We start from the raw sequence: 13,288 nt of genomic DNA, 5'->3' as shown, positions 1-13,288 counted from the left end.
CTTTGCCGAGAGGCTGCCCGCAAGGGCTGGGCAGCTCTCAGCCCTGCAATGCGTGAACCAGCTTGCCGCCGACATAGGTCGCGACGGCTCGCCCGCTGAAGCGTGCATCCTCGAACGGCGTGTTCTTCGAGCGGGAGAGAAGCATGTCCTTGGCGACAAGCCAAGGTTCTTCGAGATCGATCAATGCAATATCAGCTTTCGCACCAGGTTTCAGCGTACCGGCATTAAGACCGAAGATCTGCGCCGGTCGCGTCGACATCGCATCGATCAGCCGCATCAGGCTGACCTGCTCGCTGTGATAAAGCCGCAAAGCTGCCGCGAGCATGGTTTCGAGCCCGACCGCACCGTCCTCGGCTTCGCCGAAGGGCAGGCGCTTGGTATCGACATCCTGCGGATCGTGCGAGGAGACGATAATATCGATTACGCCCCTGGCCAGCGCATCCACCATCGCCACACGGTCGTCTTCGGAACGCAGCGGCGGATAGAGCTTGAAGAAGGTCCGGTATTCGCCGATGTCGTTCTCGTTCAGCGCCAGATTGTTGATCGACACGCCGCAGGTGACTTTCGCGCCGCGCAAGCGGGCAAGCTCGATCGCGTCGACCGATTCCGGTACGGAGATCATCGCCGCGTGATAGTTGCCGCGCGTTAGCTGCGCGATGCGCAGGTCGCGTTCCAGCGGGATCAGCTCCGCTTCCTTCGGAATGCCGGAAAGGCCAAGCCAGCTTGCGAGCAGCCCTTCATGCATGACGCCATTGGCACCGAGATACTTGTCGCGCGTAGCGCAGGAGATGACGGCGCCGAATTCGCGTGCATAGGTCATCACCCGGCGCAGCACCTGCGTGTCGGAGATGCTGGTATGCGCGTCGGTGAAGGCGACGGCGCCAGCCTCCATCAAGAGACCGATCTCCGTCATCTCTTCGCCGGCAAGACCCTTGGTGATGGCCGCTGCCGGATAGACGTTGACGACGGCCGTATCCCGAGCCGTCTTCTTGACGAACTCGACGAGCGCGATGTCGTCGATGACGGGATGCGTGTCCGGCATCATGATGATCGAGGTCACACCGCCCGCCGCCGCAGCGCGGCTTGCCGAAGCGATGGTCTCGCGATGTTCGCCGCCTGGTTCGCCGATATGGACGCGGGCGTCGACAAGGCCGGGCACTGCGACGAGGCCGGTGCAGTCGCGCACCGTGGCGCCGCCGGGAGTGCCCTGGTTCTGCGCATCCTTGCCGGCCGCAACGATGAGGCCGTCCTTGACGATAACAGTGCCGATCTCATCGAGATTGCGGGAGGGGTCGACGATGCGGACGTTCTTGAGGACGAGATTGCTCATGCGCCCACTCCATCCGTGCGGGGTCCCTGGTTCTGGGAAACGAGCAGCGTCTCCATGACGGCCATGCGCACCGCGACCCCCATTTCCACCTGTTCTGCAATTACGCTCTGCGGACCATCGGCGACCTCGGAAGCGATTTCCACGCCGCGGTTCATCGGCCCGGGATGCATGACGAGCGCATCCTCCTTCGCCGCCTTCAGCGTTTCCGCATCGAGGCCGTAGAAATGATAGTATTCGCGCACCGACGGCACAAAGGCGCCGGACATGCGCTCGCGCTGCAGCCGCAGCATCATGACGACGTCGGCGTCCTTCAGCCCTTCCTTCATCGAATGGAAGACCTCGACGCCCATCTCCGCGATGCCCGCCGGCAGCAGCGTCGCAGGGGCGACGACGCGCACCCTGGCTCCCATGGCGTTCAGAAGCAGGATGTTGGAGCGCGCCACGCGCGAATGTAAAACGTCGCCGCAGATTGCGACGATGATGCGCGACAGCCGCCCTTTGGCGCGGCGGATCGTCAGCGCGTCGAGCAGCGCCTGCGTCGGATGTTCGTGCTGGCCATCGCCGGCATTGACGACGGAGCAGGAGACCTTCTGGGCGAGAAGCGCTGCGGCACCGGCGCTGGAGTGGCGGATGATCAAGACGTCCGGCCGCATCGCGTTCAGCGTCATCGCCGTGTCGATCAGCGTCTCGCCCTTCTTTACCGAGGAATTGCCGACCGACATGTTCATCACGTCGGCGCCAAGGCGTTTGCCGGCAAGTTCGAAGGAGGCTTGCGTCCGTGTCGATGCCTCGAAGAAGAGGTTGATCTGCGTCAGGCCCCGAAGGGTCGACGTCTTCTTCTCTCGCTGTCGACTGATCTTGACGGCTTCGTCGGCCTTGTCGAGAAGATAAGTAATATCCTGCTCGGTGAGGCCCTTGATGCCAATGAGGTGGCGGTGGGGGAAAAAGACCATGACCCTGCCTCTTATTGTCTTCGCGGGGTCTATAAAGAGTGCGGGGGGAAGGGGCAAGCATGTGCTATGCGCAAATCCCTACGTTCCCCATGCATTTTCCGCCGAATCCCGCTACTGCATGATTCCTTAAATCGGAATCGATTAAGGATTAAATTATGCAGCAATTTAAGGTGCTGCAGCGTCCTTTGCGCATCTGAAAAGACGCGCGGCGCTGTAGAGCAGAAATCTGCGAATCATGAACTTCCGGTTTCCTTTTGCCGGGCTCTTGAAATAGAAGCGAATAATGACCGCCGCAAACCGGACTGAAGACAAACTCGCCGAACTCAACCAGCCGAGCCTCTGGTCGGGAATCAATGCCTATCGATCCGATCCGCTGATCGTCGATCTGACCTCCACGCTGCCGCGCACCATCCGCGATGACCTTGAAAACATGGGCCGTTACGTGACCTCGCCCGAGGCCCAGGAACTGGCGCGCATGGCAAACCAGGGCACGCCGCAGCTTCGCACCCACGGTCCGCGCGGCGAGCGTCTGGATATCGTTGAATTCCATCCCGCCTGGCATGCGCTGATGCGCCGTTCCATGGCTTCGGGCCTGCATTCCTCCGTCTGGGACCCGCAGGCCGATACCGAGGCCAAGGACCAGTCCCACCACATTCGCGCGGCCCGCTTCTATCTGACGGCGCAGCTCGAATCCGGCCATCTCTGCCCGCTGACGATGACGAGCGCATCCGTTGCCGCTCTCTCGGCGTCACCGGCTGTTCAAAAGGACTGGGCGCCGAAGATCCTGTCGCGCAAATACGACTCGTCCAACCGGCCGGCCATGCAGAAATCGGCCGTGACGATCGGCATGGGCATGACGGAAAAACAGGGTGGCACGGATGTGCGCGCCAACAAGACCGCTGCCGAAAAAATCAGCGAGGGCATTTACCGGCTCTCCGGCCACAAGTGGTTCATGTCCGCGCCGATGAGTGACGCCTTCATCATGCTGGCGCAGACCAAGGAGGGCATGGGCTGCTTCCTGGTGCCGCGCCTGCTGGAGGACGGTTCAGCCAACGGCCTGCAATTTCAGCGCCTGAAGGACAAGATCGGCAACCGCTCCAACGCCTCATCCGAAGTGGAGTTCACCGATACGTTCGGCTTCCTGCTCGGTGGCCCCGATGCCGGCATCCGCACCATTCTCGATATGGTGACGCTGACACGGCTCGACTGCGCCTTGGCCTCTTCCGGCATCATGCGCGCCTCGCTGGCTGAAGCTGTGCATCATACACGCGGTCGCAGCGTCTTCGGCAAGATGCTGGTCAACCAGCCGATCATGACGCGTGTGCTCGCCGATATGGCGCTCGATGTGGCCGCGGCCACGGCCCTCTCTTTCCGTCTGGCCGATGCCTTCGACAAGGCGCGCGGCAATGCCGAAGACGCGGCCTATGCCCGCGTCATGACGCCGGTCGCCAAATACTGGTGCTGCAAGATCGCCCCGTCGCTGATCTATGAGGCGATGGAATGCATCGGCGGCAGCGGCTATATCGAAGAGCGCCCGATCGCCCGCCATTATCGCGAGGCCCCGGTCAATGCGATCTGGGAAGGTTCGGGCAATGTCATGGCGCTGGACGTGCTGCGTGTGCTGAATCGTGGCAAGGATCTCTTCGAGACGGTTTTCGCAGGCTTTGCGCGCGATCTCGGCCCGGCCGGCAAGAAGACGATCGACGTGCTGCGCGCGGCGATCGCGCTCTGCGAACAGGACGAGGGCGCGGCCCGCCTGCTCGTCGAGCAATTGGCGCTTGCCGCCGGTGCCGCCGAACTCTACCGTCTCGGGGCAGGGCGCATTGCCGATGCCTTCATCGAGACCCGTCTTGCCGGCGGCTGGCGCTCGACCTACGGCATGCTCGATTCGCGCTTCGACGCGAGCTATATCGTCGATCTGCTTTACCCGCCTGCTGCGTAGCGCAGCCGTTCGCTATGCGTAAGGGGCGATCTCGGTGAGATCTACGCCATTTCGCTTGCGATGTGTGACGGCGGGCAAGAGCGAGCCATCTGGGTGTCGCAGGCCCGAAAGTGCAGCATGTGCTGCATTTATCCCGGCATCAACGCCGGCAATCAGGGCGGTCTGCGCTTCTGATCTTCGCGGGCTTCGTGCGCCTGCTCCCGCCGCTCGTCTCGCTCTCGGAAACCACCGTCTGGTTTGGCCGTACGCTCGAGGCTGAGCTTCGTCCAACCGACGGCGGGCTGAACGCTCTCATTCAATTGCATAAAAAATCCGGCCGCGTCACCGCAGCCGGATCATGTCACTTATTCCCGAAAATAAGCGTTCAGAAGAAGCCGCGGCGCTGCCACCAGCCTGCCTTCTTCGGCTTGCCTTCGCCTTCAGCCTCCGCGCTGTCGGTGCGGTTCGAGGTGACCGTCGGTTCGGAAGACGAGATGTTGGAGCCGCGGTTGGCACGAACAGGCTTTGCCTCGTCCTGCGCCGGCGCGGCGAGATCCGCAGAGGCTTCCGCTGCTTCCGGCTCGGCTTCAGCAACAGGCGTTTCGGCGACGGGGGCTTCAATGACGGGCTCTTCGACCGGCGAGGGGGCGGCCGCCTTACGGCGACCACGGCCGCGTGCCGGCTTGACCACCTCGGCAACGCTTTCACTGCCTTCGATGGCAGCCGCCGCGGACTGGCCTTCATTGGTTTCGGCTGCGACGACTTCGACTGCCTCCACCTCGGTCGCAGACGTCTCTTCAGCTGCGCTGTCATCGTCTTCGTCCGCGCTACCGTCTTCCGAAACTGCGCCCTCAGCGCCTTCCTCACCACGGTTACGGCGGCCGCCACGCTTGCCGCGACGGCGGCGCTTGCGGCGCTGGGAGTCATCACCTTCGGCGCGGGTCTCTGCGGCACCTTCGGAGACATCGCTGTCGCCCTCGCTGCCGCCGTCCTCGCCCTCTTCGCTATCGTCAGCCTCGTCGGAGACGGCATCGGCAGCAACCTGCTGCTCGGTGCTGCCGTTGCGGCCACGGCGGCGGCGGCGGCGCTTGCGTTTACGTCCACCTTCGCCTTCGCTCTCTGCACGGGCGGCAGGGCGCTCGGCAGCAGCGGGCTTTTCTTCCAGCTCTTCGTCTTCTTCCTCGTCATGCTCGATGACGACATCGTCATCATCGTCATCGGGAATGGCTGCGAAGTTGAAGAGGCTTTCGATCTTGACGGGGTTTTCGACCGGCTCACCGCGATCGATCGCGAAGTGCTGCGCACCGACCGAGCCATCCGCATCGATGATGATCGCCACACCGAAGCGGTTTTCATAATCGACGATCGTCTGGCGCTTGTGGTTGAGCAGGTAGAGCGCGATGTCAGGCGTCGTGCGCACGGTGATATTGTGCGTCGTGTTCTTCAAGAGATATTCCTCGACGCCGCGCAGAACATGCAGGGCAACGGAGGATTGCGAACGGACGTGGCCGGTGCCGCCGCAATGCGAGCAGACCTGCGTCGTCGATTCGAGAACGGAAGCGCGGATGCGCTGGCGCGACATTTCCAGAAGTCCGAAATGCGAGATGCGGCCGACCTGGATACGGGCGCGGTCGTTCTTCAGGCATTCCTTCAGCTTCTTCTCGACAGCGCGGTTGTTGCGCTTCTCTTCCATGTCGATGAAGTCGATGACGATGAGGCCAGCAAGGTCGCGCAGGCGAAGCTGGCGGGCGACTTCGTCCGCTGCTTCGAGATTCGTCTGGAGAGCCGTGTCCTCGATCGAGTGCTCACGGGTCGAGCGACCGGAGTTGACGTCGATCGAAACCAGCGCTTCGGTCTGGTTCATGATCAGGTAACCGCCGGACTTCAGCGTCACTTGCGGCTGCAGCATGCGGTCGAGCTGCGCCTCGATGCCGGAGCGCGAGAAGATCGGATGGATATCGCGGTAGGGCTGAACCACCTTGGCGTGGCTCGGCATCAGCATCTTCATGAAGTCTTTGGCTTCACGATAGCCTTCCTCACCCGCAACGATGATCTCGCCGATGTCCTTATTGTAAAGGTCACGGATCGAGCGCTTGATGAGCGAGCCTTCCTCATAGACGAGGCAGGGAGCGGTGGAAGCGAGCGTCAGCGTGCGGACGTTCTCCCACAAGCGCATCAGATATTCGAAGTCGCGCTTCACCTCGACCTTGGTGCGGTTCGCGCCGGCGGTACGCAGGATCACGCCCATGCCTTGCGGAACTTCCAGCATGCGGGCGATTTCTTTCAGCCGCTTGCGGTCCTGCGGGTTGGTGATCTTGCGGGAAATGCCACCGCCACGCGCCGTGTTCGGCATCAGAACCGAATAGCGGCCTGCAAGCGAGAGATAGGTTGTGAGAGCCGCGCCCTTGTTGCCGCGCTCTTCCTTGGCAACCTGCACCAGCAGGATCTGCCGGCGCTTGATGACTTCCTGGATACGGTACTGTTTGCGCGGCTTGCGCTGCACGCGGTCCGGAACCTCTTCCATCGCATCTTCGGCGCCGACCGATTCGATGACTTCCTCTTCGCCGTGGTCGTCATCGTCGTCATCATCGTCGTGACGACGCTTGGAAACGTCTACGTCCTCGGAAATAGAGTCCGTTTCGACCATAGCGGCCATCTCGCCACCAACGGAGCCTTCATCGTCGTTATCGGCAACGGATGCTTCCGGTGCTGCGGCCTCTTCGGCGACAGGTTCGGCTGCCTTCTTGCGGCTGCGGCGGGCGCGAGGCTTCTTGGCAGGCGCTTCTTCAGCGACGGGTGCTGCTTCTTCGGTCGCCACTGCTGCTATGTTTGTTTCCGCAGACTCTGCTTCGGGCTGTTCGACCGGAACGATGCCGATATCGGGCTGATCCTGCGTCGAGAGATCGACGACAGGAGCCGTCTCGACATGCTCGACATCCTCGTCGCGGCGGTGCTCCTCGGCTTCGGCGCGAAGCAGGGCTTGACGGTCGGCAAGCGGAATCTGGTAATAGTCGGGATGGATTTCGGCGAAGGCAAGGAAGCCGTGCCGGTTGCCGCCGTAATCTACGAAAGCGGCCTGCAGCGAGGGCTCGACCCTCGTTACTTTTGCAAGATAGATGTTGCCGCGAATCTGCTTCTTGTGCTGCGACTCAAAGTCAAATTCTTCTATGCGGTTCCCGCGAACGACAACGACGCGCGTCTCTTCCTCGTGAGACGCATCGATAAGCATTTTGTCTGCCATGTAAGCTGAGCTCCTCGGCGAGGCCGCGAGAGCGCATTCCCGACTGCTGTTGACACAGAAAGAATGCGGTCCGCCGTGGCCGCGCCGGATAATGAAAGTCGCGATTGGTGCGGGGGAGAGGGCAGCAGCCAGACCGCAACCGGAACAATTTCGTTCCGGGGCCTGTACACTTCAGATAAAACCTGCTGCGAAACCATCAACAACCAAGCGTGATCGACAATGACGAAGACCCATTTCGGGTCCGATGAGTTTGCTCCCTGAGAGCGTGGTGGCTGATCCACCGATGAAATCCCAGCATGAAGCCGGAAAATCAGGATCCAGTTCTCGGGTGGAAATGCATTCGACGGCGGACGATTGCCGGTTGTGGCGCCAGGTCCGGGGGCCGGCTGGCTGCCTCGCGGCGACTCTATCCCGTCAACACTTCTACCCTGAAATTTGTTGTATGTTTTCTCTGTCACAATAGCAAGGGAAAAGCCAAATGTGCCATAATATTGATGGATTTCGTATCGCATAAACTCCTGGGGGATAAGCGATCCTGATTCGCGGGTCGGCATATGCGCGCTCGCCTCTGGCGAGAGTGCGCCGGGGCGACGTAGGGTCCATCGCAGTAATAAATAGGGTGTGACGGGCTATTGTTTAAGAGGTTTTGGGTCGGGGCGGAGTTGTCCGCAGGGCGAAAACTGGGATTTGCGGCGTGGCTTTTCGCCTTCGCGGCGCTTTGCACGGTTCCGGGCAGCGCAGCCGGTGCGAAGGATTCCCTGCTGGCTTATGGAGCGCGAATCGTCGGCGACGACGCCAGAACCCGTATCGTCATCGATTTCGACCGCGAGCCGCGTTTCTCCGTCCACTACATCGCCAATCCCGAGCGTATCGTCATCGACCTGCCGGCAACGGCCTTCGGTTTCCCGGCCAAGGACCTCGAAGCCCGCGGCCTCTTCAAGGACATCCGCTACGGTGCCATGGACGAGGGGAGCGCCCGCATCGTGTTGACGGCGGCACGCCCGGTCCAGCTCGCGCTCGCCAAGGTACAGACGGATGAGAAAGGCAGCGGTCACCGGCTGGTGCTCGATGCCGAGATGATCGACAAACAGAAATTCGCCGAACTGGTGAAGACCCAGTCCTGGACCGATCAGGCCAATGCAGCGCAGACGACGAGCGCCATTCCGCAGCCGGAAAAGACCGCGCCGGGAGATTTCGTCATTGCCGTCGATGCCGGCCACGGCGGTATCGACACGGGCGCTATCGGCGTCGATACGAAGACCGAGGAAAAGCAGGTGACGCTTGCCTTCGCCAAGGCGCTCGCCGACCGCCTGAACAAGGAGCCGGGCATCAAGGCTTTCCTGACGCGTGACAGTGACGAATTCCTGTCGCTCTCGCAGCGCGTGCTCATCGCTCGGCAGAACCACGCCGGTCTCTTCATTTCCCTGCATGCCGATACGCTGAAGCAGAAAGACATTCGCGGCGCGACTGTCTACACGATTTCCGACAAAGCCTCGGACAAGCTCGCCGCCGATCTCGCCGAACGCGAAAATCTGTCCGACCAGATCGCCGGCAAGGAAACGGTCGCCGAGCCGCCGGAAGTCGCCGATATCCTTCTCGACCTGACGCGGCGCGAGACACAGGCTTTCTCGATCTCGCTCGCCGAAAGCATACTCGCTTCCTTCAAGGATCAGGTCAGCACGATCAACAATCCGCACCGTCATGCGGGCTTTCGTGTGCTGCAGGCGCCGGACGTCCCCTCGATCCTGCTCGAACTCGGCTTCCTCTCCAACGTCGATGACGAGAAGCTTCTGCTCGATGAGGGCTGGCGCGGAAAGATAACCGATCTTTTGACCGATGCGGTGAAGCGTTACCGCACGAGCCTTATGGCCAACGGCGGCTAAACCAGGCGTTGCCCGGAAGCGACACCCAGGCCTAAACCGGACCTCTTGGAGGAAGGGAAAGGGAAAGTGGTGGGACGAGCCCTATTTTGCTCACATTCACGCCGTTACTCGGGTCTATATGTTTCGCATATGTGAGACGGAATCGTCTTGTGGCGCCAACGCGCATGGAGTAAGCCGCGCAACGTGCAAACCAGCATCGTCTATGCGATTGTAGCGGCTGCGCCGATCAGAGATTAGAAGTACCGGTAGCTGAAAATATGGTTAGACTTCTTGGATATTTCTTCGGAATAGCGTGCGTCGGTTTTCTGGGCGCTGCGGCTGTCGTCGCCGTCTATCTTGGCAGCGTCACGAAGGATCTTCCGGACTACGCCGTTTTGAGCAGCTATGAGCCGCCGGTCACGACGCGAGTCCATGCCGGCAACGGCGCGCTGATGGCCGAATATGCCAAGCAGCGGCGCTTGTTTCTGCCGATCCAGGCCGTGCCCGACCGCGTGAAGGCGGCCTTCCTTTCGGCCGAAGACAAGAATTTCTACCAGCATCCGGGTATCGATATCACTGGTTTCATGCGCGCGGTGGTTGCCTATCTGACCGGCGGTCCGACGCAGGGCGGTTCGACCATCACCCAGCAGGTGGCCAAGAACTTCCTGCTGTCGAGCGAACAGACCATGGAGCGTAAGGCCAAGGAAGCGATCCTATCCTTCCGCATCGAGCAGGCCTACAGCAAGGACAAGATTCTCGAGCTTTATCTGAACGAGATTTTCTTTGGCCTGAATTCTTACGGCGTTGCCAGCGCTTCCCTGACCTATTTCAACAAGTCCGTCAGTGAACTGACCATTGCCGAGGCGGCCTATCTCGCCTCGCTGCCGAAGGGGCCGGCCAACTACCATCCGTTCCGCCATCCCGATGCCGCCGTCACGCGCCGTAACTGGGTCATCGATCGTATGGTCGAAAATGGCTACGTAAGCCAGAGCGATGGCGAGGACGCCAAGAAGCAGCCGCTCGGCGTTACCGCCCGCAACAGCGGCTCATCTCTTTTTGCCGCCGATTATTTCGCCGAAGCCGTCCGTCGCCAGCTCATCGACCAGTATGGCGAAAAGGCGCTCTATGAGGGCGGCCTTTCGGTGCGCACCTCGCTCGATCCGCAGATGCAGCTCGAGGCCAGAAGGGCGCTGCAGGACGGCTTGATCACCTATGACGAGCGTCGCGGTTTCCACGGTCCGATCAAGCAGATCAGCACGTCTGGCGACTGGGGTCCGCCGCTCGCCGAAGTACCCGCTCTCTCCGACGTGCCGGAATGGCGCCTTGCGGTCGTGCTTGCCGTTTCCAATGAGGCTGTCGATATCGGCCTCCAGCCGCCGAAGGATGGAGGCGGCAAGGTTGCGGCCGCACGTGAGCGTGGCACGATTGCGGCCAAGGACATGCAGTGGGCATTCCGCTCCGCCGGCGGTGACCGCAAGACCACGAAGTCGCCGGTCGGCGCCGTCTCGGCAGGCGATGTCGTCTATGTCGAGCGTCTCGGAGGCGACGGTTCGACCTCCTATCGTCTGCGCCAGCCACCGAAAGTGCAGGGCGGTCTCGTCGCCATGGACCCGAAGACAGGCCGCGTTCTCGCCATGGTTGGCGGCTTCTCCTATGCCCAGTCGGAATTCAACCGTGCCACCCAGGCGATGCGCCAACCGGGTTCCTCCTTCAAACCCTTCGTTTACGCTGCCGCGATGGACAACGGCTACACGCCGGCCTCGGTCATCATGGACGCGCCGATCGAGATCGTTTCGGGCGGTCAGGTCTGGAAGCCGGAAAACTATGGCGGCGAAGTCGGCGGCCCCTCGACGCTCCGCTCCGGCATCGAGAATTCGCGCAACCTGATGACGGTGCGCCTCGCCAACGATCTCGGCATGAATATCGTCGCCGAATATGCCGAGCGCTTCGGCATCTACGACAAGATGCCGCCGCTGCTCGCCATGTCGCTCGGTTCGGGCGAAACGACGGTGCTGCGCATGGTTTCGGCCTATTCAGTCATCGCCAATGGCGGCAAGCAGATCAAGCCGACGCTGATCGACCGTATCCAGGACCGTTACGGCAAAACGATCTTCAAGCATGAGGAGCGTCTTTGCGAAGGCTGCAATGCCGGCGACTGGCAGAGCCAGGACGAGCCCAACATCGTCGACAACCGCGAGCAGGTTCTCGATCCGATGACCTCCTACCAGATCACCTCGATGATGCAGGGCGTCATCCAGCGCGGTACCGCTGCCGGCAAGATCGATCTTTCGGGCCGCGACGTTGCCGGCAAGACCGGCACGACCAACGACGAGAAGGATGCCTGGTTCGTCGGCTTCACGCCGGATCTGGTCGCAGGCCTTTACATGGGCTTCGATACGCCGGCTCCGCTCGGCCGCGGCGGCACGGGCGGCGGTCTCTCGGCGCCGATCTTCAATGAATTCATGCAGGCGGCTGTCAAGGATATGCCTGAATCCAAATTCGTGGTCCCGGCCGGCATGAACATGATCGCGATCAACCGCAAGACCGGCATGGCGGCTGTCGATGGCGATCCAGGCACCATCATCGAAGCCTTCAAGCCAGGCACCGGCCCGGCCGACAGCCTCTCCGTCATCGGCATGGACGGCATGATGGCGCCGGAAGAAATCCTGCGCACGTCGCCGCAGGCAAACCAGGCAGTCCAGACCAACACGCCCGGCCTGTTCTGATCACAACCGATTTCCATTGCGCCCGCCACGGCTCTTTACATCCGCGGCGGGCGTCTCTATGTCACCAGCCTTACAGAATACCCGGTTACTCACAGAATACCGAAGCAAAGAAGCAGGAAAATGCGAGCGGAAATCCAGAACATAGTCGATGAAACCAAGCAGGCTATCACCCTGCTGAGGAGGCATCTTTGACTGGGACCAGGCGGTAAGACGACTGGACTGGTTGAACAACAAGGCAGAGGATCCCAACCTCTGGAACGATGCGCAGGAAGCCCAGAAGCTGATGCGCGAGCGCCAGCAGCTCGATGACGGCATCAATGGCGTCAGGTCGCTGGAGCAGCAGCTTTCCGACAATATCGAGCTTGTCGAACTCGGCGAGGAAGAGGGCGATGAAAGCATTGTCAAGGAAGCCGAGGACGCGCTGAAAGGCCTGCAGGCCGAGGCCGCCCGCCGACAGGTCGAAGCCATGCTGTCAGGCGAGGCCGACGGCAACGACACCTATCTGGAAGTCCATTCCGGCGCAGGCGGCACGGAAAGCCAGGACTGGGCGAACATGCTCCTGCGCATGTATACCCGCTGGGCTGAGCGCCAGCGCTTCAAGGTCGAACTCATGGAAGTGCATGACGGCGAAGAAGCCGGCATCAAGTCCGCGACCCTGCTGGTCAAGGGCCACAACGCCTATGGCTGGCTGAAGACGGAATCGGGCGTGCACCGCCTCGTGCGCATCTCGCCTTATGACAGCAATGCGCGCCGCCATACCTCGTTCTCGTCGATCTGGGTCTATCCTGTCGTCGATGACTCGATCAACATCGAGATCAATGAAAGCGATTGCCGGATCGATACCTACCGCTCGTCGGGTGCCGGCGGCCAGCACGTCAACACGACGGACTCGGCCGTACGTATCACTCACATTCCGACCGGTATCGTCGTCGCCTGCCAGCAGGAACGCTCACAGCATAAGAACCGCGCCAAGGCCTGGGAAATGCTGCGTGCCCGCATGTATGAAGCCGAGCTGAAGAAGCGCGAAGAGGCCGCAAACGCCGAGGCTGCCTCCAAGACGGATATCGGCTGGGGCCACCAGATCCGCTCCTACGTTCTGCAGCCCTACCAGCTCGTGAAGGACCTGCGTACCGGCGTTACGAGCACTGCTCCCGATGACGTGCTCGATGGCGATCTGAATGAGTTCATGGAAGCAGCACTTGCTCACCGCATCAGCGGCGCAGCCGATGCCGTCGTCGATGACGTCGACTGATCG

At 61.4% G+C, this 13,288-nt stretch carries 7 protein-coding genes; 4 read left to right on the top strand and 3 right to left on the bottom strand.

All coding sequences use genetic code 11. The features are described 5' to 3' along the window. Nucleotides 1–37: 37 nt before the first annotated feature. Both FHT82_RS11725 and FHT82_RS11720 read right to left on the bottom strand, forming a co-directional pair. Nucleotides 38–1,330 carry a dihydroorotase gene (locus FHT82_RS11725; protein WP_183730116.1) on the bottom strand — a complete coding sequence of 431 codons (1,293 nt, stop codon included), beginning with the start codon at nucleotides 1,328–1,330 and terminating at the stop codon, nucleotides 38–40. Continuing rightward, nucleotides 1,327–2,283, bottom strand: a complete 957-nt coding sequence (locus FHT82_RS11720) for an aspartate carbamoyltransferase catalytic subunit (RefSeq protein WP_007823958.1) — start codon at nucleotides 2,281–2,283, stop codon at nucleotides 1,327–1,329. The genes FHT82_RS11725 and FHT82_RS11720 overlap by 4 nt, the downstream gene beginning before the upstream one ends. A 283-nt stretch (nucleotides 2,284–2,566) precedes the next feature. Between FHT82_RS11720 and FHT82_RS11715 the strand changes: the two genes are divergently transcribed. Then, nucleotides 2,567–4,225: an acyl-CoA dehydrogenase family protein gene (locus FHT82_RS11715; protein WP_183730113.1), complete on the top strand. Its 1,659-nt coding sequence runs from the start codon at nucleotides 2,567–2,569 to the stop codon at nucleotides 4,223–4,225. Nucleotides 4,226–4,589: 364 nt separating this feature from the next. On the opposite strand, the gene FHT82_RS11710 is transcribed toward FHT82_RS11715, so the two are convergent. Next, a complete protein-coding gene (locus FHT82_RS11710; RefSeq protein ID WP_183730110.1) occupies nucleotides 4,590–7,445 on the bottom strand; it encodes a ribonuclease E/G in 2,856 nt (951 codons plus the stop codon). A 632-nt stretch (nucleotides 7,446–8,077) separates the two neighbouring features. Between FHT82_RS11710 and FHT82_RS11705 the strand changes: the two genes are divergently transcribed. From FHT82_RS11705 to prfB, 3 genes are all read left to right on the top strand, one after another. After that, nucleotides 8,078–9,328, top strand: coding sequence for an N-acetylmuramoyl-L-alanine amidase (locus FHT82_RS11705; protein ID WP_183730107.1), 1,251 nt, complete (start codon nucleotides 8,078–8,080; stop codon nucleotides 9,326–9,328). Between the two features lie 257 nt (nucleotides 9,329–9,585). Continuing rightward, nucleotides 9,586–12,033 carry a penicillin-binding protein 1A gene (locus tag FHT82_RS11700; RefSeq protein ID WP_183730104.1) on the top strand — a complete coding sequence of 816 codons (2,448 nt, stop codon included), beginning with the start codon at nucleotides 9,586–9,588 and terminating at the stop codon, nucleotides 12,031–12,033. Nucleotides 12,034–12,153: 120 nt separating this feature from the next. After that, nucleotides 12,154–13,285 (top strand): peptide chain release factor 2 gene (gene prfB / locus FHT82_RS11695; RefSeq protein ID WP_183730100.1). Its coding sequence is split into 2 segments (ribosomal slippage): nucleotides 12,154–12,222 and nucleotides 12,224–13,285, totalling 1,131 coding nucleotides; the frame shifts between segments, so codons are not numbered across the junction. The last annotated feature ends 3 nt before the right edge of the window (nucleotides 13,286–13,288 follow it).

The organism is Rhizobium sp. BK275 (assembly GCF_014193555.1).
Taxonomy (GTDB): domain Bacteria; phylum Pseudomonadota; class Alphaproteobacteria; order Rhizobiales; family Rhizobiaceae; genus Rhizobium.
The sequence above is the reverse complement of the archived record's forward strand: the minus strand, read 5'-3'. Positions and strand labels throughout refer to the sequence as shown.